Here is a 25,784-nt window from a genome sequence, read left to right on the forward strand (position 1 = left end):
TACGGACTGGAACCAGAATCATGAGCAACATCGAGGACATTTACTCCCTCTCGCCCACCCAGCACGGTCTGCTGTTTCACAGCGTCTATGAACCGGACTCGCGCGTGTATTACCAGCAGCTCAGCCTGGACATGACCGGGCCGCTCGACACCGGTGCCTTCCGCCGTGCCTGGCAGGCGCTCATGCAGCGCCATGCGGTACTGCGTACCGCCTTTCTCTGGGAGGATCTGGACGACGCCTACCAGGTGGTGCAACACGAAGTCCCCCTGCCACTGAGCGAGCTGGACTGGCGCGACCGCGACGAGGTCGAGGAGGCGCTGCGCCAGTGCGCGCGGCAGGAGCGCGACCAGGCGCTGGAACTCAACGACGCACCGCTGATGCGCCTGTGCCTGGTGCGCCTGCCGGAGCAGCGCTGGCACCTGATCTGGACCTTTCACCACATCCTCATGGACGGCTGGAGCGTCGGCGTCGCCATCCAGGAATGGCTGGCCCTCTACTATCAGCAGGTGCGCGGCGACAATGCCGGCCTGCCGCCAAGCCGCAGCTACCGCGACTACATCGCCTGGCTCGCCGAGCAGGATGTCCAGGCCACCGAGAATTTCTGGCGCGAACAACTGCAAGACTTCAGCGAACCCACGCCACTGCCGAGCTTCGCCGCACCGCCCGAGGCGCCGCAGGCGCACCCGTACGCCGAGCGCGAAACATGCCTGGACGCCGCCGAGACCGAACGCCTGAACCAGTTCGCCCGTAGCCAGCACCTGACCGTCAACACATTGATCCAGGGCGCCTGGGCGCTGCTGCTGGGGCAACACGCCGGGCGTGACGAGGTGGTCTACGGCGTCACCGTCGCCGGTCGCCCGGACGGCTTGGCCGGTGTCGACAACATGGTCGGCCTGTTCATCAACACCCTGCCGCTGCGTGTGCGCCTGGACGACAGCCGCACGCTCAGCGACTGGCTGCAGGATCTGCAGCGTTGCAACAGCGACCTGCGCCAGCACGCTTATCTGCCGCTGAGCCGCCTCAAACCGTTGAGCCAGGTGCCGGCCGAGCGCGCCCTGTTCGATTCGATCCTGGTGTTCGAGAACTTCCCCGTCACCGATGCGCTCAACCAGGATGCCGAAGGCCTGCGCTTCAGCGCCCCGCCCGAGCAGCGCCGGGCCGATGGCATCCGCCTGACCCAGGGCCGCAACCATTTCCCGCTGTCGCTGATCGTGGTGCCCGGTGAATGCCTTCAGTACCTGTTCAGCTATGACCGCAGCCGCTTCAGCGACGCCGAGATCGCCCTGCTCAGCGCCCAGTTGCGTGCGCTGCTGCTGGCCATGGCCGAGCAGCCGCAGGCCAAGGTGCAGGCGCTGGACTGGCTGAGCGAAGAAGAACGCCTGCGCCTGGAGGCCCATGGTCAGGGCGCGCACCTGGCGGTCGCCGCCAGCACCCTGCAGCAACGCTTCGTCGACGGAGTGAAGCGTCATCCCGAGCGCCTGGCGGTGCAGGATCGTTCCCGTGCCCTGAGCTATGCCGAACTGGATGTCGAGTCCAACCGCCTGGCCCATCGCCTGCAAGCCCAGGGTCTCGGCAGCGGCCAGTTGCTCGCCCTGGCCCTGGAGCGCAGCGTCGACTTCGTGGTGGCGCTGCTGGCCACCCTCAAGTGCGGCGCCGCCTACCTGCCGCTGGATCTCAAGCAACCAGCCGGGCGCCTGGCGGACATTCTCCAGGACAGCCGCGCCGACCTGCTGATCAGCCAGCGCACGCTGGAATCGCGCCTGCCCCATGGCGAAAGCCCGGTCCGGCTGTGGCTGGACGATGAGGCAAGCGCCATCGCCGCCCTGCCCAGCATGGCGGTACAGGCAGGCAACGATGCGGATGCCCCGGCCTACGTCATCTACACCTCCGGCTCCACCGGCACGCCCAAGGGCGTGGTGGTCGAGCACCGCGCCATCGTCGGCTACCTCGCTGCCGTCACCGATCTGATCGATCCGCCTCCAGCGGCGCGCTATGGCCTGCTCTCGACGGTGGCGGCCGACCTCGGCCACACCCAACTGTTCGGCGCGCTGTGCAACGGCGGCAGCCTGATCCTGGTCGACGAAGACACCAGCTTCGATCCGCTGGCCCTGGCCGACTTCCTCGGCGAGCACCCGGTGGATGTGCTGAAGATCACTCCCGGCCATCTGCAGGGCCTGCTCCAGGCCCACCCCGATCCACGCCTGCTGCCTCGCCAACGCCTGGTATTCGGTGGCGACGCGCTCAAGCCCGAACTGCTGCGCCAGGTAGGCGCCCTGGCGCCGACCTTGCGCCTGTTCAACCACTATGGCCCGAGCGAGGCCACGGTGGGGGCGCTGGCCACCCCGCTGGCGGCCGACATCGGTCTGGTCGCCCTCGGTCGTCCCCTGGCCAACCGCCGCCTGCGGGTGGTCGATGGCAATGGCTGCCAAGTGGCCATCGGCGTTCCCGGCGAGCTGTGGATCGCCGGCGATCTGGCCCGTGGCTACCTGCACCGCGCCGACCTCAGCGCCGAGCGCTTCGTCGCAAGCGACGGGCAACGCTGGTACCGCACCGGCGACCGTGTGCGCTGGCTGGCCGACGGCCAGTTGGCCTTCCTTGGTCGCGTCGACAACCAGGTCAAGATCCGTGGCAACCGCATCGAGCTGGGTGAGGTGGAGGCGCAGATCCGCCGCCTCTCGCCGCTGATCGAGCAGGTGCTGGTGCGCGTGCTGGAAGTGGATGGCACGCCGCGCCTGGTGGCCTACGTGGTGGCCAGCCAGTCGCTGTCGGCCAGCAAGCTGTGCGACGACCTGAGCCGCCGCGTGCCGGACTACATGGTGCCGGCCCACGTCATCACCCTCGACGCCATCCCCCTGACCGCCAACGGCAAGCCGGACCTGCGCCAGTTGCCGCTGCCCAGCGCACCGGCCGCCGATAGCGCCAGCCATGTCGCGCCGCGCAACGAGGTCGAAGCCCTGCTCGCGCGCATCTGGCAGGAGGTGCTGAAGGTCGAACGGGTCGGGGTGCACGACAACTTCTTCAGCCTCGGTGGCGACTCGATCCTCAACCTGCAGATCATCGCCCGTGCCAACCAGCAGGGCTTGAAACTGACACCCAAGCAACTGTTCGAGAACCGCACCATCGCCGACATCGCCCAGGTGCTCGGTGCTGGCGCCGAAAGCGCCGCCGCCCGGCAACAGGGCGACGGTTTCGTCATACCCCTGAGCGCCGGCCAGCGTGCACGCCTGGAAAGCACCGAGTTGCGGCCGAGCTGGCGTTGCCTGCGCATCGACGGCGAGCTGGCAGCCAGCCACCTGTCCCAGGCCCTGACGGCGCTGCAAGGCCATCACCAGGCATTGCGCCTGGCCCTGCAACGCAGCGCCGATGGCGAGTGGCAACAGCAGGTACTGAACGCGCCCGCCGCCATCGAAGTCAGCGAGTGCAGGCACCACGACGAGCCCCTGCAGACGCTGGCCGAGGCCGCTTTCGCCCGCCTCGACCTGGCCGCCGGGCAGGGCCTACAGGCCAGCCTGCTGCGCAGCGCGGCAGGCGACCGGCTGCTGCTGGTCGCACATCCGCTGTGCCTCGACGAAGCGGCCTGGCCCGTGCTGCTCGCCGACCTCAACCTGGCGCTCACGCAACTGCGCTACCAACGGCCGCTGCGCCTGTCCTACAGCGGCGGCGAACTCGGCGCCTGGTGCGAACACCAGCAGCAGGACGCCAGCAGCGAGCGCCTGGACGAGGTCTGGGAACACTGGCTGCAATTCGCCGGGCTGGAGCTGCCCGCCCTCGATCTGTCCGGGCAGCAGGATGGACAGGCAGAAGAGCACCTGGACGCGGACACCTCGACACGCCTCAAGCGCCTGGTCGACACCCTGCAACTGGACTGGAATGCCCTGCTGGTCAGCAGCCTGGTCGACCGTCTGGGGGTTGAAAGTGGCGCACCGCTGGCCCTGACCGTGCAGGCCGGTCGCCCGGACGCCAACCGCCTGCCGCTGCAGGCGCCGATCGCCCAGGCAGACCTGGATCCGGCACGGATGCTGGGCACGCTGGCACTGTCGGTGCCCTTCTACCTGCAGGCCCCGAGCGGTGACGCACTGGCTCGTCTGCAAGACCTGGCCGCGCAGTTGCACGCCTATCCGCAGTTCGGCGCGGACTATGGCACCCTGCGCCACCTGGCGGACAATCCCTACCTGCTGGAACCCCTGCGCGAGCTGCCGACGCCGGCCCTCGCCCTGCGCTGGCTCGGCGACTGGGACGCGCACCGCGAGGAGCAGGCGGTGCTCGCCGACATCCAGGCCGCCAGCCATGAACCGACCATGGCCGAAGGGCTGACCCTCGACGCCTGCTGGCATGAGAACAGCCTGCATCTGCGTGCCAAAGGGCCGTTGGCCAATACCTGGCTGCCTGGCCTGGTGGCACATCTGCGGGCCCTTGCCGCGCTGGCCGACAGCGCCGAGCTGCGTCCGGCCAGTTCGGCCTTCCCACTGTGCCATGGGCAGGCCGCAACCCTGGCCAGCGAGCCGCTGCCCTGGGCACGCCTGGAAGATCTCTACCCGCTCTCGCCCATGCAGCAGGGCATGCTGCTGCACACCTTGCTGCAACCGCATAGCGGCATCTACCTGATGCAGCAGCGCTACAGCTGGGACGGTAAATTGCAGCGGCCGGCCATGGAGCGTGCCTGGAAGCTGTTCCTCGAGCGCCACCCGATGCTGCGCACCGCGTTCTGGTGGCAGGAAGACCATGAACCGCTGCAGTGCGTCTATCGCGATACCGAGTTGGCCTTCGAGTGGTATGACTGGCGTCACCTCGATGCCGAGCGTCAGCGCGAAGCGATGGATGCCGTGCTGGCCGACGAACGCCAACGCGGCTTCGACATGAGCCGTGCGCCACTCACCTACCTGCGCGTGTTCCAGCTGGCCGAGCAGCGCTTCAGCATGGTGCGCAGCTTCCATCACATTCTCACCGACGCCTGGTGCTTCGGCCTGCTGATGGAAGACCTGCTGGCCATCTACCAGGCCCTGGCGCGCGGCGAAGCGGTGGCGCGGCCGCGCTGGCGCCCGTTCCGTGGTTACATGAGCTGGCTCACCCGCCAGGACATGGACGGCGCGCAAGCCTTCTGGCGCCACCAACTGGCGGGCTTCGAGGCACCCACGCCGCTGCAGGTCGATCTGCCCGTGGCCCAGCCGGATCGCGCGCCGGACGTGGTCGGCGATTGCAACACCACCCTCAGCGTGGCCCTCACGCAGCGCCTGCAGCAGCTCTGCCAGACCCACCAGCTCACCCCCAATACCTGGATCCAGGGCGCCTGGGCCCTGCTGCTGTCGCGTTACAGCGGCAACCGCGACGTGCTCTTCGGCGTCACCGTGGCCGGTCGCCCCACCGCGCTGGCCGGGGTCGAGGAGATGGTCGGTCTGTTCATCAACAGCCTGCCGCTGCGGGTCGACGTCGACCCCGAGCGCCCGGTGATCGACTGGCTGCAGGTGCTGCTGTCGCACAACGCCGAGCTGCGCGACCACGAGTTCGCGCCGCTGGTGGAGATCCAGCGGGGCAGCGAGATTCCCCGTGGGCAACAGTTGTTCGACAGCCTGGTGGTGTTCGAGAACGCCCCGCTGGACGTCACCAGCGTCCGCCTCGACGGTTTCAGCATCGACATCTACGAAGACCGGGTGCACACCAACTTCCCGATGACGGTGGTGCTCTATCCCGGCGACCGCCTGGGCATCCGCCTGTCCTACGACCAGGGCCGATTCACGGCGGACAGCGTGCAACGCATGCTGGGCCACCTGGTGCAACTGCTCGGCGGGATGCTCGAGCAACCCGAAGCGCCGCTCGGCCACCTGCAGATGCTGCCCGAGGCCGAGCGCCGGCAACTGCTGGTGGACTGGAACGACAGCGCCGTCGACTTCCCGCTGCAGCGCAGCTACGCGGCCCTGTTCGCCGATCAGTTGCGCGCCCACCCGCAACGCCCGGCTGCGGTCTGCGCCGGAGAAAAGCTCAGCTACGCCGAACTCGACCGGCGCAGCAACGCCATCGCCCACGCCCTGCAACAGGCCGGCGCCGGCCCGGATACCCTGGTGGCCCTGGCCGCCGAGCGCGGCCTGGCGCTGCTGTGCATGATGATCGCCACGCTCAGGGCCGGCGCGGCCTTCCAGGCGCTGGACATCCAGCACCCGCCGCAGCGGCTGGGCGAACTGCTGGAGCTGAGCGGCGCGCCGCTGCTGCTGGTGGACGAGAAGGCCAGCGGGCTGCTCGACAGGGTACTGGCAGGCGTCGGCCGGCAGCCTGGCTGCCTGGTGGTGCAGGAGCTGTGGCAAGGCGATGCGGCGCCGGTGCAGTACGCCCATCGCCCCGACCAGCTCGCCTACGTGATCTTCACCTCCGGCTCCACCGGTACGCCCAAGGGCGCCCTGGTGGAGCAGCGCGGCATGCTCAACAACATCTTCGGCAAGGTGCCGACCCTGGGCCTGTGCAGCGAGGATCGCATCGCCCAGACCGCCTCGCCGGCCTTCGATATTTCGATCTGGCAGTTCCTCGCCGCACCGATCGTCGGCGCCACCGTGCACATCCTGCCGGACGCCGTCGCGCACGATCCGGCTGCCCTGCTCGATGCCATCGAAACCCAGCGCCTGAACCTGCTCGAGGCGGTGCCCGCGCTGATCCGCGGCCTGCTGCAGGAAGCCGGCCCGCAGCACCAGCTCGGCAGCCTGCGCTGGTTGTTGCCGACCGGTGAGGCGCTGCCACCGGCACTGGCTCGCGACTGGCGCAGCCGCTTCCCCGGCACCTCGCTGATGAACGCCTACGGCCCGGCCGAGTGCTCCGACGACGTGGCCTTCCATGCCATCCACGAGGCGCCGCAAGATGACTGCGCGCACATGCCGATTGGCCGGCCAACCGCCAACAACCAGCTGTACATCCTCGATGCCGACCTGCGCCCGCAACCCATCGGCGTGCCAGGCGAGCTGTGCGTCGCCGGTGTGGGGGTCGGCCGCGGCTACCTGGGCGATGCCGAGCGTACCCGTGCGGCCTTCGTCGATCACCCGTTCGAGCCGGGCGCGCGCTTCTACCGCACCGGTGATATCGGCCGCTACCGCGCCGACGGCGTGATCGAATACCTCGGCCGCCGCGACCAGCAGGTGAAGATCCGTGGCCACCGCATCGAACTGGGCGAGATCGAGAACCGCCTGATGCGCCACCCGCAGGTCGACAGCGCCGTGGTTCTGGCCCTGCCGGACGCCCGCGGCGACCTGCAACTGCTGGCTTGCTACGTGCTCCGCGACGCGGCGCTGGACGCCAACACGGCGCAGGCGCTGCTGGTCGAGCACCTGCGCGGGCAACTGGCGAGCTACATGGTTCCTGGCCACTGGCGTCACCTGGAAAGCCTGCCGCTGAATGCCAACGGCAAGGTCGACCGCCGTGCACTGGCCGCCCTGGGTCTGCCCAGCGAGGCATCCGCCCAAGCCCAGGTGGCCCCACGCACGGCCACCGAGCAGGCCCTGGCCGAGCTCTGGCAGGACCTGCTCGGTCTGAGCTCACTGAGCGTCGACGACGACTTCTTCGCCCTTGGCGGTCATTCGCTGCTGGCCACCCAGGTGATCGCGCGCATCCGCCGCCGGCTCGCCGTCGAGCTGCCGCTGCGCGCCCTGTTCGAGCATCGCACCGTGGCCGAGCTGGCCAAGGTGGTGGATGCCCAGGCACCCAATGCAGCCGCCGCCATCGAGGAGATCGTGGCGGTGCCGCGCAGCCAAGCGTTGCCGCTGTCCTACGCGCAGCAGCGCCTGTGGTTCCTCGACAAGCTGGAAGGCCCCAGCGCAGCCTACAACCTCTCCACCGCGGTACGCCTGGATGGCGAGCTGGATGTCGAGGCGCTGCGCGCCGCCCTGCAGCATGTACTGGATCGCCACGAGTCGCTGCGCACCGGTTTCATTCTCGAAGGCGACACGCCGCGCCAGGTCATAGCGGATGACGTGCGCCTGGAACTGCCGTTGCAATCGCTGGCGGCGGATGACGACGCGCAGGTGCAGCAGTGCATCGACGAGGAAGCCGCGCGCCCCTTCGACCTGCAGTGCCCACCCATGCTGCGCGCGCGCCTGCTGCGCCTGGGCGAGAAACGCCATGTGCTGCAGTTCACCCTGCACCATATCGCCACCGATGCCTGGTCCATGGGCATCCTGGTCGAGGAAGCCATCGCCGCCTACAGCGCTTACCGCACCGGGCAGGCACCGGCACTGGCGGCCCTGCCCATCCAGTACGCCGACTATGCCCATTGGCAGCGCAGCCCCGCGCAGCAGCAGCGCCTGGCGCGCGACATCGACTTCTGGCGCAGCCAGTTGCAGGGCGCACCGATGCTGCTGCGCCTGCCGCTGGATAAGCCGCGCCCGGCGCAGGCCGACTATCATGGCGCGGCGCTGCGCCAGAGCCTGCCCAGGGCCCAGGCCGAACGCTTGCAAGCCTATGCGCAGACGCAGCGCGCGACGCTGTTCATGGTGCTGCTCAACGCCTTCAACTGCCTGCTGCAACGGGTCACCGGCGATGACGACTTCCTGGTCGGCACCGACCTGGCCAACCGTGAACAGCCCGCCCTGGAGCACTTGATCGGCTTCTTCGTCAACGTGCTGCCGCTGCGCGCGCGCCTCGACCCGGCAGAGGATTTCAGCGCCCGCCTGCAGCGTCTGCGCGACGAGACCCTGGCCGCCTTCCAGCACCAGCAGGTGCCGTTCGACAAGCTGGTCGAGACCCTGCAGCCGCCGCGCCAGGCCGGGGTCAACCCGCTGGTGCAGGCGCTGGTCGTCCTGCAGAACACGCCCCGCTCGTCCGCCGAACTGCCCGGCCTGCACGTCGAGCAACTGGCCCCACGCCAGGAAACCAGCAAGTTCGACCTGGCCCTGTTCGCCGAGGAAGACGAGCAAGGCCTGACGCTGCGCTGGGTGTACCGCACCAGCCTGTTCCAGCCAGACACCATCGAGCAATTGCAACGCGGCTTCGACGAACTGCTGCAACGGGTCATCGAGGCCCCCGAACACGCCTTGCAAGGCTGGGGCTGGCGTCTGCGCAGCCCAGCCGTCACGGAGAACAGCCCCATGTACGATGCATCCACCCAGGACGAGGCAAGCCGCGCCTCGCGCAAGCTGTCCAAACTGAGCAAGCTCAAGCAGGCCCGCGCCACTGCCGTCAGCCAGCACCCCGAGGAACAGGTGCGCAGCGCCCCCCTGGCAGCCGAGCGCGCCCTGCCGCTGCTGATCGAGCCACGCCTCAGCGAGCTGGACCCGGTGACTTGGGCGCAGCAGGCCCGTGGCTGGATCGGCGAACAGCTACGGCGCCACGGCGGCCTGTTGTTCCGAGGCTTCGACCTGCCGGACGCCAGTGCCTTCGAGCAGTTCGCCCAGGCCATCGAACCCGACCTCTACGGCACCTACGGCGACCTGCCGAAGAACAACTCGGGCAAGAACATCTACCACTCCACGCCCTACCCGGAGCAGCACATGATCCTGTTCCACAACGAGAGCTCGCACCTCGCACAGTGGCCGCGCAAGCAGTGGTTCTACTGCGAGAAACCCGCGCTGCAGGGCGGCTGCACCCCCATCGTCGACTGCCGCGAGGTGCTTGCCTACCTGCCGCAACCGATCGTCGAGAAGCTGCGCGTCAAAGGCCTGCTCTACGTTCGCCACTTCACCGACAAGCTCGATGTGCGCTGGCAGGACTTCTTCAAAACCGAACAGCGCGAAGAGGTCGAGCAGCGTTGCCGCGAGGCTGGCACTCAGTGGCAATGGCTCGGCGAAGATAGCCTGCGCATCGCCCAGCGCTGCCCGGCCATCGTCCACCACCCGGACACCGGCGAAGCGTCCTTCTTCAACCAGGTGCAACTGCACCACCCGGCCTGCCTGGAGCCGGAGGTACGCAGCAACCTGCTGGAACTGTTCGGCCCCGAGCACCTGCCACGCAACGTCTGCTATGGCGACGGCAGCCCCATCGAAGACGAAGTGATGGCCGAGATCGGCCGGGTCTACGAGGCCTGCGCCGTACGCTTCGCCTGGCAGAAGGGGGATGTGGTGATGCTCGACAACATGCTGGTCGCCCATGCCCGCGACCCCTTCGAGGGCGAACGCAAGATTTGCGTCGCCATGGGCCAGATGATGCGCCGCGAGGCACTCGATGCACTCGATGCACTCGAGAAAAACACCACGCGCGCTGACCTGGAACTGGAGGAGAGTCTCTGATGGAGCAGTTCCAGCTTTCACCGCAACAACGCCTGCGCTGGCAGTCGGGTCTGCCTGCCGCCTCGCTGATCCTCGATCTGCACGGTGCGGTCGATCTGTCGGAGCTGCACGGTCGCCTGCAGGCTCTGGTGGCACGCCATGAGGTACTGCGCCTGCGGCTGTGCCCCTCGCCGGGGCTGCGCGTGCCGTTGCAACGGATCGTTTCGCCGAGCGAGGCAGTGCATGCCGAAACCGGCGTGCACCTGCAGTGCCAGGTGCTGGGCAGCGGGCACCAGCGCCTGCACCTGCAGTTGCCGGCACTGAGCGCCGACCGCGGCACCCTGCTGCGTCTGGCCAGGGCGCTGGCGGGCGAGGCGCAGGCCGATGACGAGGACATGAGCTACACCCAGTACAGCGCCTGGCTATACGAACTGCAGGACGAGGAAGACGCCGAACTGGGCCGCCGCTACTGGCGCGAACAGGCCTTGGGCGAGTACGAGGCGGGCGAACTGCCTTATCGCCAGGCACGCCTGCACGCCACGGCAGGCCATCTGATAGCCCAACTGGATGCGAGCCCGGAACTGACGGCGCGGCTAGAGACCTTCTGCCGCCAGCATCAGGTGACTCCCGCCGAGGTGCTGCTGACGGCCTGGTGCGCCCTGCTGCAACGTCTGAGCCCGGGGGAAACGCCGGCCCTGACGATGAACTGGGTGCATGATTGCCGCGACGATTACGACGAACTGGCCGGCTGCTGGGGCGCGTTCGCCAAGTCCCTGCCCCTGGCCTGGCGCTTCCCCGCGCAGAGCCGCTTCAGCGAGGCCCTCGATGGCGTGCAGCGCCTGTGCGACCGCGCACGCGAATGGCAGGAATACTGCGACATCACCAGCGACCCATCGCCAGATGCCAGTCGCTACGGTTTCGAGTGGGGCGGTCTGCTGCCCCAGGCGCTGCCGGTGGCCGGCATGCCGGGCACGACGCTCTCGGTAGTGGAACTGAACTCGGCGGCCCAGGCCTTCGACCTGTTGCTCACCCCGGAGGCCTTCAGCGACGCACAAGGCGCCATCGCCTACCGCTTCAACCTCGCCTTCGCCAGCAGCGGCTACAACCTGCAGAGCGCACGGGTGCTGCTGGAGCAATACCGCTCCCTGCTGCTCGCCGCCCTCGATGATCCTGAACAACAGTTGCAGGCTCTGGCGCTGCACAGCCCGAGTTTCGACACCACCCTGGCCGCAGTGCAGAGCCAGCGCAGCGAACGGCCCGACACCGCCTTCATGGCCTTCCCCCTGCGCTTCAGCCAGCAAGCATCGCGCTTCGCCGAACGCCTGGCGCTGTGCGACGCCCGCCAGCAGTTGACCTATGCGCAACTGGAGGCGCGCAGCAACCAGTTGGCGCGCTTTCTCAACGCGCGCGGCATCGGTGCGGAGGATCGTGTGGCCCTGCACCTGGAGCGCAATGCCGACGCCATCGTCGCCATGCTCGGCGTGCTCAAGATTGGCGCGGCCTTCCTGCCCCTGGACAACCAGCAGCCGCTGGCCCGCAGCCAGGCGATCCTGGCTGCCGCCCGGCCGGCCTTCCTGCTCGTCGACGGCAGCGCCCCGGCACCGACGCAAGCCGGCCTGGAAAGCCTCGACCTGGATGACCTGCCATGCTGGCAGCACCTGCCGGACAGCCCACTGGAGCTGCCCATCGCCGCCCACAGCGCCGCCTATGTGCTGCATACCTCCGGCAGCACGGGCACGCCCAAGGGCGTGGTGATCGAACATCGCCAGCTCGGCAGCTACGTGGACAGCCTGCTCCGGCGCCTGGCGCTGGCGCCCGGCGAGCGCAGCGCACTGGTCACCTCGCTGGCCGCCGACCTCAGCTATACCCTGCTGTTCCCGGCCTTGCTCAGCGGTGGTGAGCTGCACGTGGTAGACAAGGCCACCAGCCTGGATGCGGCAACCTGGGCGGCCTACCAGGCACGTCATCCGATCGATCATCTGAAGACCGTGCCCTCGCTGCTCGACGCCTGGCTCGCGCACAGTGCGGCCGCCGCCACCCTGCCACGCAGGCAACTGATCCTCGGTGGCGAGCACAGCCCGCAGCGCCTGCTGCAAAGCCTGCGGCGCCTCGCCCCCGAATTGACGGTGTACAACCACTACGGCCCGACCGAAACCACCATCGGCGTGCTCATGCATCGTCTCGACCCGTCCATCGACTACCACCACCTGCCCCTCGACGACCGTCTGGACGGCATGCGCACCTATCTGCTCGACGAGCAGGGCAACCAGGCCGCACCCGGCCAGGCCGCCGAGCTCTACCTCGCCGGGCCGCAACTGGCACGGGGCTACCTGGACGAACAGCAGACCCGGGAGCGCTTCGGCGACCACCCGCAGCTACCCGGCGAGCGCCTCTATCGCACCGGTGATCGCGCGCGCTACCGCCCGGACGGCAGCCTGGAGATCATCGGCCGTGTTGATCGCCAGGTGAAGATTCGCGGCTTTCGCGTGGAACTCGACGATATCGAGGCGCAGCTTGCCCGCCTGCCCGGCGTGGCCCAGGCCGCCGTTACCTGCGTGGCAAGCGGCCCGTTCGACCAGCAGTTGTTCGCCTTCCTTACCCTCGAGCACGGCCAGGCCAGCACGCTCGCCCAGCTTCAGCGCCAGGCGCAGGAGCGTCTGCCGGAGCACATGCGGCCGGCCTTGCGCCTGGTCGATGCCCTGCCGCTGCTGGGCAACGGCAAGCTGGATCGCAAGACCCTCGCCCAGTGGGCCGAGCAGACACTCGACCAGGTCGGCGACAGCCTGCCGCGTACACCGCTGGAGCAGTTGCTGGCAGATATCTGGGCCGGGGTGCTGGGTCTGGAACGAGTCGGCATCGAGGACGATTTCTTCGCCCTCGGCGGCCACTCGCTGGCCGCAGTGAAGCTGGCCAGCCGCCTGCAGAACGCGCTGGGTACGACGGTGCCGGTCAATGCCGTGTTCGATGCGCCAAGCGTGGCGCGTTTCGCCGAGCTGGTGCAGGCACAGATGCAACTCTCGCCACTGGTACCGCTGTCGCGAGCCGATGGAGCGAAAGGCAACCTGTTCTGTTTCCACCCGTCCACCGGGCATGTGCAGGACTACCGCGTTCTGAGCGACCTATTGGGCGACTGGAACCTGTGGGGCCTGCAGGCCACCTATCTGGCCGAAGGCAGCCCGCAACCGGGGCGCGACACGCTCGAGGCCCTGGCCGCAGTGTATGTGGAGCAATTGCGCCGGCAGCAACCGCAGGGCCCGTACCACCTACTCGGCTGGTCGCTCGGCGGCCTGCTGGCGTTCTGCGCCGCGGCGCAACTGGAGCAGGCCGGCGAGGAAGTCGCGTTTCTCGGCATCGTCGACTCGCAGACCCAACGCAGCACAGCGACACAACGCCTGGAAGCGTTGCTGCAATCGGCCGCCGAACAACTCGATGCCGACAGTCAGCAGCGGCTGTCGACGCAGGCCGAGGCAGCGCGCGCTCACCTGCTCGAGCACAGGCCAGAGCAATGGCCACTGGCCCTGGCGCAATGGGCTCGCCAGCAGGGCCTGCACCTGGCAGGCGACAGTTGGGAGCAACTGGAATACCGTTTGCGCCAGCATGCCCACACCCAGACGCTGATCGGCACCTTCCGTCCTGCCACGCTACGCTGCCCACTGCACCTCTGGTGGGCCAGTGCGACCCTGCAGGCCGAGGACTTCAACGCGCCGGACTGGCGCAGCCTCAGCCAAGGCCCGAGCCGCGAGCAGACCATTGCCGCGCAACACCTGGACATCCTGCGTCAGGATGCCTGGCAACGGGCCCTGGTCGAGAGCCTGGCCAATCTGGGTACGCCACGGCGTGAACCTTTGAACCACGAGATGACTTGAGATGGATCTGTTACTGCTACTGGCGCGACGTTCCTGGCGCACCCTGCTGATCGCCACCGCCACCGGTCTGGCCTGCGGCCTGGCAGCGGCCGGCCTGATCGCCAACATCAACCACTCCCTGGCCGGCTTCAGCCAGTTGCGCCCGGCCGATGGGCTGCTGTTCGCCGGCCTGGTGGTCCTGGTGGTGAGCACACGCATCGTCTCCGACGTGAGCCTGCTGCGCCTGGGACAAACCGCGATCAGCGACATGCGTCTACACCTGAGCGGCAAGCTGATCGATACGCCCTATCCACGCCTGCAACGCCTGGGCAAGCACCGCCTGTTGGCGATGCTCACCGACGATACGCAGACCATCAGCCAGGCCGTGGAGCTGGTGCCGGTGATGTTGGTCAACAGCGGCATCGTGCTGGCCTGCCTGGCTTATCTGGGCTGGCTCAGCCTGCCGTTGCTGGGCCTGACCGCGGCCCTGATCCTGCTCGGCGCCGCCAGCTTCCACTGGCCCCAGCGCAAGGCCCTGACCTCCATCGGCAAGGCCCGCGAGCTGAAGGATCAGCTATTCGACCAGTACCGCCTGCTCACCGATGGCAGCAAGGAGCTGCAGCTCAACCACTCGCGGCGCCTGCAGTTCTTCGAGCGCCTGCTCTACCCCATCAGCCAGCAGTACCGCCGCGACTTCGTACGCGGCATGAGCATCTACGCCCTGGTGCTCAACTGGGGCAACGGCATCTTCTACCTGCTGATCGGCACGGTGCTGTTCCTGGCGCCCCAGTTCATCGATCTGGGGGCGACGCTGGTGACCGGTTACATCCTCGCCCTGCTGTACATGATCACACCGCTGTCCGAGCTGATGAATGCCCTGCCCATCCTCGGCCGGGCCAGTGTCTCGCTGCGCAAGATCCGCGCACTCGAAGGGCAGTTGGAAGTCACCGGCACCCCGGCCGATACCCTGTCGCCGGCCCGGCACGTGGCACGCTTGCAGTGCCGCGAGGTGCGCCACAGCTATTACCGCGAGGGGGAGGAAGGCCGTTTCACCCTTGGCCCGTTCGACCTCGAACTACGCGCTGGCGAGGTGGTCTTCATCACCGGTGGCAACGGCAGCGGCAAGACCACACTGGCCTTGCTGCTGACCGGGCTCTATCAACCCGAAGGCGGCGACCTGCTGCTCGACGAGCAGGTGTCCGCGAGCACCCAGAATCATCTCTACCGCCAGCATTTCTCGGCGATCTTCACCGACTTCTGCCTGTTCGAGCACCTGCTCGACGGCGATGACCCACAACTGATGCAGCAAGCCCGTGACTACCTGGCGCACCTGCAACTGGCGCACAAGGTCAATATAGAAGGCGGTCGCCTGTCCACCCTCGATCTCTCCACCGGCCAGCGCAAGCGCCTGGCCCTGCTGGCCGCCTACCTCGACGACCGCCCCTGCTACCTGTTCGACGAATGGGCGGCGGATCAGGACCCGGTGTTCAAACGCTTCTTCTACACCAAGATCCTTCCTGATCTGCGCCAGCGTGGAAAACTGGTGATCGTGATCTCCCACGACGACGCCTACTTCCATTTGGCCGATCGTCTGATCAAGGTGGATCAGGGCGCCGTGTCCGAAACCAGCACCGAGCCGCTCGCGGCTGCGGCCTACTGAGGAGACCGGCCATGCATGCCCAGGTTCTGTACGAGCAACGCCCTGCTGACTCGGCATGGATCCAGACCCGCCCACTGCCCGGCGCGCGCCTGCGCCTGTTCTGCTTCCCTTTCGCCGGTGGCAGCGCCGGCAGCTTCATGCCCTGGTTCGCCAAACTGGCGCCGAGCATCCAGCTTTGCGCCATCCAGCTACCAGGACGTGGCGCACGCTTCGGCGAGCCGCCGCTGCACGACTTCGCCCAGTTGCTCGAGCAACTGGGCCAGGTCATCGCCCGTCACGACGACCGCCCCTATGCCTTCTTCGGCCACAGCCTCGGCGCCCTGGTCGCCTTCGAGCTGGCCCATCACTGCGTCAGACGCGGCCTGGCTTCTCCTCGCCATCTGTTCGTCTCGGCCAGCGGCGCGCCGCGCCACCGCGTCGGTGCACCGCGCTACGACCTGCTGAGCGACGGTGAGCTATTGATCAAACTGCGCGACTACGCCGGCACCCCGCCCGAAGTGCTGTCCAATCAGGAACTGATGGCCTTGCTGCTACCGGCCATCCGCGCCGATTTCGCCCTGTTGAGCCGCTACCGCTACCAGCAGCGCCCACGACTCGACGTGCCCATAAGCGTGCTGGCCGGGCATGACGATGCCCATGTGGGTGAGGAAACGCTGCACGACTGGCAGACGGAAACCAGAGCGGGCTGCGAACTGCACGGCTTCGAGGGCGGGCATTTCTTCGCCTTCGAGCAGCCGGATCCGGTGCTGGAGCTGGTAAGGCGTCGGTTGGGGGTTGCCAAGACAGTTTCGTAGCCCGGATGCAATCCGGGAGCAGCCCTCAGGCGCCGGACGATTTCCCGAATTGCCGGAGCGGTACTAGCCCTCGGCCCCGTAGATATAACGCAGATAGCTCGCCTGCTCCGCCTGCGGCAGGCGATGCAACTTCGGGCAGGATTCGCACAGCACCTGCGGCTTGCCGGCTACCGGGGCATGCAACTGGTAGTGCAGGCAGCAATGACGGCGCAAGGGGATGCGAGCACAGACCTCGGGCGCCGGCGAGTCGACCATCCACTGCAGGCTTCTGGGCTTCAGACGTCCCTCAGCCACCACGGCACGCTCCAGCCAGCGGTGGGCCTCGGCGAATCCCTCACGCTCCAGGTTGGGGTCGATGCGAGAGAAGGCGCCATCCCAGATAGCGGCGAAGTTACCCCATAGCACCTTCGGCGCCAGCCCACCCCAGGTGGCAATGCTGGTGAACAGCGGTTCCAGATGCTCATGCAGCAGTCGTGCCCAGTAGTCATCGCGCTGCCCGGCGGCCAGTGAGGCCTGCGGCGTCGGCAGCCACAACGCCCGGGGCTGGCCAGCCTCGTGTAACAAGGCGACCTCCCGCTCCCAGAAGGCAATGGCCAGATCACGGGTCAACACCGCCGCCAGCGTGGCTGGCAGCATGATGCTGAGGTAATTCATCGACCATTGGGAGGCGACTGGGGGGCGTTTGATCCCCGGATAGAGCTCGGCGAAACGCTCGAGCATGGGGTACAGCACACTGGTATCGGCCAGGTCGGGCAGCGGTACCGCCGCGCGCCCCTGGCTCTCGACCTGCATCACGCGCTGGATGGGTGGCCATGCTTGGCACAGCCAGTCCGGAAGTTCGATGGCCTGCCTCCGCCGCGTCGGGTCATAACGATGAGAACGATTAGCGTTGATGGTATAGCCGCCCCTCTATAAACTCAACGCGTTTCACGCCGGGCAACTCGAGGCCACATGCAGACATTACGTGATTTCTGGTTGCTCGCCCGGCCGTTCTGGTCCTCTGCCGAAAGACGCCCCGCGTTCCTGCTGCTGTTCGGCACCATCCTGATGAACCTGTGCCTGGTCGGGGTCAACCTGCTCTACAACTTCTGGAACCTGCACTTCTACAATGCCCTGCAGGCGCTGGATTACGACGCCTTCCTGATCGGTGGCGTGCAGTTCCTCTTCCTGCAACTGGGCCTGGCCACCTTCACCGTGGCCGCCTTCCATTTCCAGCAGAAACTCACCCTGCGCTGGCGCCGCTGGGCTACCGAGAACACCCTGCAACTCTGGCTGCAACGCCATCGCTATCTCAAGCTGCAGCTTACGGTTCCGGAAACCGACAACCCCGACCAGCGCATCGCCGACGACATCAACCTGCTCATCACCCTGTCGCTGAAACTCAGCCTGGGCCTGCTGACCGCCCTGCTGTCGCTGTTCTCCTTCCTGCACATCCTCTGGCAGGCGTCGAGCCTGGTGCGCATTCCCTTCGCGGGCGAAGAACTGGTGATCCCCGGCCTGCTGGTATGGGCAGCGCTGCTCTACTCCATCCTCGGCACCGGCGGCGCCTTCTGGCTGGGGCGCGCATTGCCACGTCTGAATTTCATCCAGCAGCGCCGTGAAGCGGATTTTCGCTTCGCCATGATGCGTCTGCGCGAAAACGCCGAAGCCGTGGCCCAGTACCGGGGTGAGAGCGAAGAGCACGCCCGTTTCAGCCAGCGCCTGGGCGCCGCCCTGGAGAACTTCTGGTCCCTGGTGAAGCAGCAAAAAATCGTGCTCGGTTACTCCACCTTCTACATGCGCAGCGCCATGATCATCCCCATGTTCATCATGGCGCCCCAGTTCTTCGCCGGCGCCTTCCCCCTGGGCCGCCTGACCCAGCTCAGCGCCGCCTTTGGCGAGGTTCACGAAGCCATGGCCTATCTGGTCAAGGTGTTTCCCGAGGTCGCCGAATGGAAAGCGGTCGTCGATCGTCTGATCGGCTTCCAACGGCGCTTGGGAAGCGTTGGTGATGAGAACGGGGTATGCCTCGAGCACAACTCCGATGGTTTTGAAGTCAAGGACCTGTCGCTATGGCTACCGGAAGGGAGGATGCTGCTCGATGGCTTCGACCTGCATCTGCAGCCGGGCGAAAGTCTACTGATCCGCGCCCCCTCGGGTTTCGGCAAATCCACCATGATCCGCGCCCTCACCGGCGTCTGGAGCCATGCAGCCGGTGTGGCACGCTACGATCTGGGCAACACGCTCACGCTCGCGCAAAAACCCTACCTGCCCCTCGGCACCTTGCGCGACATGCTCTGGTACCCCTCCGCACCGCACCCGGAAGCAGATCCGCGACTGCTCGAGGCGATGCAGCAGTGCGGCCTCGGCCACCTGAGCGAACGACTCGACAGCGAACTGGACTGGTCGCAGACCCTGAGCATCGGCGAACAGCAGCGTTGCGCCTTCGTGCGCGCCCTGTTGCTGCAGCCAAGGATATTGTTCCTGGATGAAAGCAGCTCCGCACTGGATGAAGCGAGCGAAATGAGCTGTTACCGGCAATTGCGCCGTGCTTTGCCGGACGCCATCATCATCAGCGTCGGGCATCGCGCCTCGCTGGAAGCCCTGCATACCCGCACGCTGGTTCTGCTGCCCGCACAACGCTCGGAACAGGCACTGGAACACGCCTGAACCGGCCCTACGCACTCGCGACACCTGGCTTCGCACCTGACAGGAGGCCATCTACGACAAAGCCGGCTGCAAGAGCCGGCTTTGTGTTGATCAAATCGATGGCGTCCCCTGCTGGAATCGAACCAGCATCTAGCCCTTAGGAGGGGCTTATTCTATCCGTTGAACTAAGGGGACACGGCCGTATTGGCTACGGCCGGGCCGCATCTTAGCGGCGGCGCGCGCATTTGTCATGTCGCGCCCCACTCAGCGCCTAGCGCTGCCAGCCCTGAGCCACAGCCTTGGCGGCGGTTGCAGCACGCACCGGCTGCAGGCCGCCGCGCAAGCGCTCCAACGCCATGCGGTCGGCAATCGCAGTGGTGGTCGCGCCCTCGCGCTCGGCACGCTGGAAGATTTCCGTCAGCGTCGGACCAATCTCTTCGATATGCGCCTTGAGCTGCGCGGCGCTGCCACCAGTGTGCTCGTAGCAGACATCGATGATGCCGCCGGCATTGATCGCGTAGTCCGGCGCATACAGGCACTCACGGCGACGCAGCAGCTCGGCCAGGCTGGCGTCGGCCAGCTGGTTGTTGGCTGCGCCGGCGATGATTGGCGCGCGCAACGCTTCCAGCGTCTGCAGGTTGATGATGGCGCCTAGCGCGCACGGCGCGAACACGTCCACATCGAGGCGGTAGATCTCATGCTGGCCGACCGCAGTGGCGCCAAGCTGGCTGACGGCGCGCTGCACGTTAGTCTCGACGATGTCCGTCACCCACAGCTGCGCACCGGCCTCCTTGAGCAGCTTGGCCAGGCCGAAACCGACCTGCCCTACGCCCTGGATGGCCACGCGGATGCCGGAGAGATCATGGCGCCCCAAGCGATGCGCCACGGCCGCCTGAATACCGATGAACACGCCATAGGCGGTCGATGGCGACGGATCACCGTCACGGCTGCCACCGCCGAATGCCTCACGCTGCCCGGCGCCAGCCACGTGGCGAGTGCGCTCGGCCATGATGCGCATCTCGGCCACGCCGGTGCCGGAATCCGCTGCGGTGACGTAGCGCCCGCCGAGGCTGTCGACGAAATCGCCCATGGCCTGGAACAATGCCTCGCTCTTGCCGGTGTGCGGGTCGCCGATGATCACCGCCTTGCCGCCACCGAGCGGCAAGCGGGCCAGCGCCGATTTGTAGGTCATGCCGCGCGACAGGCGCAGCACATCGCGCAGCGCCTCCTCGTCCGAGGCGTAGTTCCACATGCGGCAACCGCCTAGCGCAGGGCCGAGCGTGCTGTCGTGAATGGCGATGATGGCTTTCAGGCCGCTGGCCTTGTCGTGGCCGTAGACCACCCGTTCGTGATGGTCGAAGTCGACGTGAGTGAAGACGGACATCGGGTTACCTCGGATGTAAAAGGCCGCCCCTCTCCGCGTGGGAGAGGGTGGCAAAGGGGATGGGTTTGCGGCTCAGGCAGCCGGTTCGAACAGCTGCACCGCAGCGATCTCGCTGACGCTCAGGCGTGCCTTGAGCTGCGTCGCCTGCTCGCGCGCCTTGGCCAGTGCCGCTTCCTTGACGTGGCCATAACCGCGGATCTGCTCGGGAATCTCTGCCAGTGCCACCGCCGTGCGGTAGTTGCCACCATTGAGCTCGCCCAGCAGGTAGGCCACGTTGGCTTCGTACTCCTCGATCAGCTCGCGCTCCAGGCGACGTTCGGCACTGTGGCCAAACGGATCGAGGACGCTGCCACGCAGGAACTTGAAGCGCGACAGTACGCTGAACGCCTTGAGCATCCAGGGGCCGAAGCTGCGCTTGCGCGGCTCACCAGTCACCGCATCGGGCTTGCTCAACCAGCTCGGCGCCAGGTGGAACTGAAGCCGGTAGTCACCTTCGAACTGGGCTTCGAGTTGCTTGCGGAAGGTCGAATCGCTGTACAGGCGCGCCACTTCGTACTCGTCCTTGTAGGCCAGGAGTTTGAAGTAGTAACGCGCCACGGCCTTGCTCAGGCGCTGCTCGGCATCGGTATCGACCTTGCGTACGCGCTCGACCAGCTCGCGATAGCGCTCGGCATAGGCCGCGCTCTGGTAAGCAGTCAGACGTTGCATACGATCGGCGACGATTTCCTCCAGCGTGCTGCAATGCGGCGCCTCGACCACCTTGGGCGCGGCGACTTTCTCCACTGCGGCCAGGTCATGCGCGGCACGACGCCCCCAGAGAAACGCCTGCTGATTGAGCTCGATGGCCACGCCATTGAGTTCGATGGCCTTGTTGATGGCCTCGGCAGAGACTGGGACCAGTCCCTTTTGGTATGCATAGCCGAGCATGAACAGGTTGGTGGCGATGCTGTCGCCGAGCAAGCGAGTGGCCAGGCGGGTGGCGTCGACGAAGCGGGTCTTGCCCTCGCCCACCGCCTCGCTGATCGCCTCGCGCATGGCAGCGCCGGGCACCTGGGCGTCCGGATTGCGAGTGAACTCGGCAGTGGCCGCCTCATGGCTGTTGATCACCGCGTGGGCGATCTTGTCGTTGAGCTTGGCCAACGCCTCCTCGCTGGAGGACACCACCAGGTCGCAGCCCAACAGCAGATCGGTCTCCCCGGCGGCGATACGCACGGCGTAGATGTCGCTCTGCTGCGCGGCGATGCGGATGTGGGTGATCACCGGGCCGAATTTCTGCGCCAGGCCAGCCTGGTCGAGCACGGTGCAGCCCTTGCCTTCGATATGCGCAGCCATGCCCAGCAGCGCACCGACGGTGGTCACACCGCTACCGCCGACACCGGGCAGGAGGATGTTCCAGGGGCGACTCAGGGCTGGTTGCTTCGGCTCCGGCAAGGCGATGAACAGCGCGCTCAGGCCAACGGCCTCGGGCTTGCGCAGGCTGCCACCGTGGACGGTGACGAAGCTTGGGCAGAAGCCTTCCAGGCAGCTGAAATCCTTGTTGCAGGCGCTCTGGTCGATCTCGCGCTTGCGCCCCAGTTCGGTTTCCAGCGGCAGCACCGACAGACAGTTGGATTTGACGCTGCAATCACCACAGCCCTCGCACACCGCCGGGTTGATGAAGGCGCGCTTGGCCGGGTCGACCAGCTTGCCGCGCTTGCGCCGACGGCGTTTCTCGGTGGCGCAGGTCTGATCGTAGAGGATCACCGAAACGCCCTTGAACTCGCGCAACTCGCGCTGCACAGCGTCCAGCTCGCGACGATGATGAAAGGTCACACCGGGTGCGAAAGTGGCGCGGGTCGGATACTTATCCGGCTCGTCGCTGACCAGGGCGATGCGCTTGACGCCCTCGGCATGCACCTGCTGGCTGAGTTGGTCGATGCGCAGTTCACCGTCGATGGGCTGGCCACCGGTCATCGCCACCGCGTCGTTGTAGAGAATCTTGTAGGTGATGTTGACCCCGGCTGCGACGGCTGCGCGCAGGGCCAGGTGGCCGGAGTGGAAGTAGGTGCCGTCGCCTAGGTTCTGGAACACGTGCGGCGTGTCGGTGAACGGCGCCTGGCCGATCCAGGTCGCGCCCTCGCCACCCATCTGGGTAAAGGTGTCGGTGCTGCGGTCCATCCACTGGGTCATGTAGTGGCAACCGATGCCGCCGAGGGCGCGGCTGCCTTCCGGCACCTTGGTCGAGCTGTTGTGCGGGCAGCCGGAGCAGAAATGCGGCGTACGTACGGTCTTGTGCTTGGGCGCGGCCAGGGCCTTTTCCTTGGCATCGAGGAAGGCCAGGCGCTCTTCGATGGTCGGGCTGCTGTAGATCGGTGCCAGGCGCTTGGCGATCACCCGGGCGATCATCGCCGGGGTCAGCTCGCCCAGGTTGGGCAGCAGCGAATTGCCCTGCTCGTCGAACTCGCCGACCACGCGCGGGCGCTTGCCCACCGGCCAGTTGTAGAGCTGGCCGGTCAGCTGGTCCTCGATGATGCTGCGTTTCTCCTCCACCACCAGGATTTCATCTAGGCCTTCGGCGAAGCCATGCACCGACACCGGCTCCAGCGGCCAGCTCATGCCGACCTTGAGCACGCGCAGGCCAACCTTGGCGCACAGCGCCTCGTCCAGGCCGAGGTCATCCAGGGCCTGGCGCACGTCGAGATAGGACTTGCCGGTGGTGATGATGCCGAGGCGCGGGTTGGGTGAGTCGAGCTTGACCTGGTTGAGGTTGTTGGCCAGGGCGAAGGCCCGCGCGGCGTAGATCTTGTAGACGTTGAGGCGTTTTTCCTGCGCCAGGGGCGGGTCGGGCCAGCGAATATGCACGCCGTCTTCGGGTAGCTGGAAATCCTCGGGAATCTTCACCTGGATACGCAACGGGTCGACGTCTACCACGGCCGAGGAATCGACGTTCTCGGCGATGGTCTTCAGCGCCACCCAGCAGCCACTGTAACGCGACAATTCCCAGCCGATGATGCCGTAGTCCAGCACTTCCTGGACGTTTGCCGGGTTGAGCACCGGAATCGACGCGGCGATGAACGCATGTTCGCTCTGGTGGGCGATGGTCGAGGACTTGCAGCCATGGTCGTCACCGGCCAGCAGCAGCACACCGCCGTGCTTGGAAACACCGGCCGAGTTACCGTGCTTGAACACGTCGCCGCTGCGGTCGACGCCCGGCCCCTTGCCGTACCACATGGCGAACACGCCGTCGTAGCGCGCCCCAGGAAACAGGTTGGCCTGCTGGCTGCCCCACACGGCGGTCGCGCCCAGCTCCTCGTTGACGCCGGGCTGGAAGTGGATGTGGTTTTCCTTGAGGTACTCGCGCGCGTCCCACAGGCTCTTGTCCAGCCCGCCCAGGGGCGAGCCGCGATAGCCGGAGATGAAGCAGGCGGTATTGAGACCGAAGGCGGCGTCACGCTGCTTTTGCAGCATGGGCAGGCGGGTAAGCGCCTGAGTGCCGGTCAGGTAGAGGTGACCAGTAGCAAGGCGATATTTGTCATCCAGGCGGATTTCGGCCAGTGACATGGAGCGCTCCTTTTATTTTTATGGCGAGCACGAGGAGCGCGACGGTAGACACGCTCCGTTGAGTCCTGCCGCAGGATCACTGCGACGGATTTGCCTAAAGCATGACTGGAGGGTTCCGCTTTTTTATTTCTATTTTCGGGCTTCGAAGGCAATACTTCGCATGATCCTTCCAACAATCACAATAAATTGGAAACAATCATGCAGGACAAGCTCAACCCCATCGACCGGCGGATTCTCCGCCTGCTGCAACACAATGCCGACCTCTCCGCTGCCGAGGTGGCGGAAAAGGTCGAGCTGTCACAATCACCCTGTTGGCGGCGCATTCATCGCATGCAGGAAGACGGGCTGATCGAACGCAAGGTCGCCCTGCTCAATCACAAGCGTCTGGGCTTCGGCATCACGGTGTTCGTCGATATCAAGTTGTCCGCCCACGGCCGCGGCAATCTGGATGAGTTCGAGCAGGCCGTGGTCGGCTACCCACAGGTGCTGGAGTGCTACAGCATGGCCGGCGGCTCGGACTACCTGCTCAAGGTGGTGGCCAAGGACATCGCCGATTACGAGCGTTTCCTGCGCGACCACTTGCTGCAACGCCCGCACGTACATGAAGCGCACTCGCACATCGCCATGAGCGAGGTCAAACGCACCACCGAGCTACCGCTGGATTAGACCCTGGCTTGGTGCCTGGCCTTGCGCGCCCTCCAAGCGGCCAGCAGCGACGGGCCGAGTGCGGTGAGGGCCGAACCGAGCACGACCACCACGGCGCCTGCATAGGCGATCCAGTTGACCTGTTCGGGCAGCACATGATCCGGCCACCAGGTCGATGCCAGGGCCACGGACACGAAAGTCACCAATGGCGTCAGCGCCAGGGTCGCGCTGACTCTCGAGGCCTCCCAGTGCGCCAGCGCTTCGGCGAAGGCGCCATAGGCCACCAGGGTATTGAGGCAGCAGGCCAACAGCAGCCAGCTCTGCAACGGGCTCAGCTCTAGCACCTGCAGCGGCTGCGCCCAGGGCGTCAGCAACAGTGCGCAGGCCAGGTAGATGACCATCATCACCTGCACCGAGCTCCACGAGGTCAACAGTTGCTTCTGCGCCAGGCCGTAGAAGGTCCAGACGAAAGCAGCAGCCAGGACGGTGAGCACGCCGGTGGTATAGGTGGTCAGCGAGGTCAGCAGTTCGCCCAGGCGCTGATTGAAGAACAGACCGAAGCCCAGCAGCATCACCATCAGGCCAATCGCCTGGCCCAGGCTGAAGCGCTCGCGAAAGACGAACAGGCTGCTGATCAGCAGCAGGATGGGCGCCACCTGGATCACCAGTTGCGTGGTACCGGGGCTGAGCAGATTGAGCCCCACCAGATACAGCACGTAGTTGGCCGTCAGCCCGCCGATGGCCAACGCCAGCAGCCAACCACCCTTGCGTCCCAGCGGCCGAAAACGCGGTAACCGGCAACTCGCAGCGAGATAGGCAAATAGCAGAGAACCGGCCACGGCCAGGCGATACCAGGTGACCGTTACCGGGTCCATCACCTGCAGGACTTCTTTCAGCTTGATTGGCAGGATGCCCCAGAGCACGGAGGTGATCAGGGCGAGCAGCAGGCCGTACATCCAACGGCCGGAAGAAATGTGCATGGCAACCTCTGGCAGGCGGCCAACAGAGCATGTCGACCGCAGCAGAGCATTTTAGGAGAGGCATGCACACCTACACAGCGACAGTTCAGCCCGGTTGCCGAGCGAAACTGTACTGCTCAGCACCCGCAGGACG

10 protein-coding genes and 1 tRNA gene are annotated in these 25,784 nt (G+C 66.5%); 6 read left to right on the forward strand and 5 right to left on the reverse strand.

Going from position 1 to position 25,784, the window contains the following annotated elements:
• The first annotated feature begins 20 nt into the window (after window positions 1-20).
• From JWV26_RS01280 to JWV26_RS01295, 4 genes are read left to right on the forward strand one after another with little or no spacing between them, the layout of a single operon-like run.
• Window positions 21-10,196 (forward strand): non-ribosomal peptide synthetase, encoded by a 10,176-nt coding sequence (locus JWV26_RS01280; protein WP_206418200.1) that lies wholly within the window; start codon window positions 21-23, stop codon window positions 10,194-10,196.
• On the forward strand, window positions 10,196-14,041 hold the full coding sequence (locus JWV26_RS01285) for a non-ribosomal peptide synthetase (RefSeq protein WP_206418201.1): 3,846 nt from the start codon (window positions 10,196-10,198) through the stop codon (window positions 14,039-14,041). Before JWV26_RS01280 ends, JWV26_RS01285 begins: the two co-directional genes overlap by 1 nt.
• A 1-nt stretch (window position 14,042) precedes the next feature.
• Complete coding sequence (locus tag JWV26_RS01290; protein WP_074916165.1) at window positions 14,043-15,680, forward strand: cyclic peptide export ABC transporter; 1,638 nt, start codon at window positions 14,043-14,045, stop codon at window positions 15,678-15,680.
• Window positions 15,681-15,691: 11 nt separating this feature from the next.
• The gene (locus JWV26_RS01295; RefSeq protein ID WP_074916167.1) at window positions 15,692-16,474 is read left to right on the forward strand and encodes a thioesterase II family protein; all 783 of its coding nucleotides are present in this window, start codon (window positions 15,692-15,694) and stop codon (window positions 16,472-16,474) included.
• Window positions 16,475-16,537: 63 nt separating this feature from the next.
• Here JWV26_RS01295 and fhuF read toward each other — a convergent pair whose 3' ends face one another.
• Window positions 16,538-17,194: a siderophore-iron reductase FhuF gene (gene fhuF, locus JWV26_RS01300; protein ID WP_206419165.1), complete on the reverse strand. Its 657-nt coding sequence runs from the start codon at window positions 17,192-17,194 to the stop codon at window positions 16,538-16,540.
• Between the two features lie 231 nt (window positions 17,195-17,425).
• On the opposite strand from fhuF, the gene JWV26_RS01305 reads away from it, so the two are divergent.
• Window positions 17,426-19,123 carry an ABC transporter ATP-binding protein/permease gene (locus JWV26_RS01305; protein ID WP_206418202.1) on the forward strand — a complete coding sequence of 566 codons (1,698 nt, stop codon included), beginning with the start codon at window positions 17,426-17,428 and terminating at the stop codon, window positions 19,121-19,123.
• 99 nt (window positions 19,124-19,222) lie between these two features.
• On the opposite strand, the gene JWV26_RS01310 is transcribed toward JWV26_RS01305, so the two are convergent.
• From JWV26_RS01310 to JWV26_RS01320, 3 genes are all read right to left on the reverse strand, one after another.
• Window positions 19,223-19,297 (reverse strand) — tRNA-Arg (locus JWV26_RS01310).
• A gap of 76 nt (window positions 19,298-19,373) precedes the next feature.
• On the reverse strand, window positions 19,374-20,486 hold the full coding sequence (locus JWV26_RS01315) for a Leu/Phe/Val dehydrogenase (protein ID WP_206418203.1): 1,113 nt from the start codon (window positions 20,484-20,486) through the stop codon (window positions 19,374-19,376).
• A 72-nt stretch (window positions 20,487-20,558) separates the two neighbouring features.
• Window positions 20,559-24,026: an indolepyruvate ferredoxin oxidoreductase family protein gene (locus JWV26_RS01320; protein WP_206418204.1), complete on the reverse strand. Its 3,468-nt coding sequence runs from the start codon at window positions 24,024-24,026 to the stop codon at window positions 20,559-20,561.
• A 198-nt stretch (window positions 24,027-24,224) separates the two neighbouring features.
• Between JWV26_RS01320 and JWV26_RS01325 the strand changes: the two genes are divergently transcribed.
• Window positions 24,225-24,692, forward strand: coding sequence for an Lrp/AsnC family transcriptional regulator (locus JWV26_RS01325; protein ID WP_206418205.1), 468 nt, complete (start codon window positions 24,225-24,227; stop codon window positions 24,690-24,692).
• Here JWV26_RS01325 and JWV26_RS01330 read toward each other — a convergent pair.
• Window positions 24,689-25,651, reverse strand: coding sequence for a DMT family transporter (locus JWV26_RS01330; RefSeq protein ID WP_206418206.1), 963 nt, complete (start codon window positions 25,649-25,651; stop codon window positions 24,689-24,691). The two genes, JWV26_RS01325 and JWV26_RS01330, sit on opposite strands and share 4 nt — an antisense overlap.
• Between the last annotated feature and the right edge of the window lie 133 nt (window positions 25,652-25,784).

The sequence above is a fragment of the Ectopseudomonas toyotomiensis genome (genome assembly GCF_017167985.1).
GTDB classification, from domain to species: Bacteria; Pseudomonadota; Gammaproteobacteria; order Pseudomonadales; family Pseudomonadaceae; genus Aquipseudomonas; species Aquipseudomonas toyotomiensis.

What these genes read in the sequence shown, in the direction of transcription:
- JWV26_RS01280 (WP_206418200.1), top strand. Translation starts at nt 21, where the DNA reads ATGAGCAACATCGAGGACATTTACTCCCTCTCGCCCACCCAGCACGGT.
- JWV26_RS01285 (WP_206418201.1), top strand. Translation starts at nt 10,196, where the DNA reads ATGGAGCAGTTCCAGCTTTCACCGCAACAACGCCTGCGCTGGCAGTCG.
- JWV26_RS01290 (WP_074916165.1), top strand. Translation starts at nt 14,043, where the DNA reads ATGGATCTGTTACTGCTACTGGCGCGACGTTCCTGGCGCACCCTGCTG.
- JWV26_RS01295 (WP_074916167.1), top strand. Translation starts at nt 15,692, where the DNA reads ATGCATGCCCAGGTTCTGTACGAGCAACGCCCTGCTGACTCGGCATGG.
- fhuF (WP_206419165.1), bottom strand. Translation starts at nt 17,194, where the DNA reads ATGCTCGAGCGTTTCGCCGAGCTCTATCCGGGGATCAAACGCCCCCCA.
- JWV26_RS01305 (WP_206418202.1), top strand. Translation starts at nt 17,426, where the DNA reads ATGCAGACATTACGTGATTTCTGGTTGCTCGCCCGGCCGTTCTGGTCC.
- JWV26_RS01315 (WP_206418203.1), bottom strand. Translation starts at nt 20,486, where the DNA reads ATGTCCGTCTTCACTCACGTCGACTTCGACCATCACGAACGGGTGGTC.
- JWV26_RS01320 (WP_206418204.1), bottom strand. Translation starts at nt 24,026, where the DNA reads ATGTCACTGGCCGAAATCCGCCTGGATGACAAATATCGCCTTGCTACT.
- JWV26_RS01325 (WP_206418205.1), top strand. Translation starts at nt 24,225, where the DNA reads ATGCAGGACAAGCTCAACCCCATCGACCGGCGGATTCTCCGCCTGCTG.
- JWV26_RS01330 (WP_206418206.1), bottom strand. Translation starts at nt 25,651, where the DNA reads ATGCACATTTCTTCCGGCCGTTGGATGTACGGCCTGCTGCTCGCCCTG.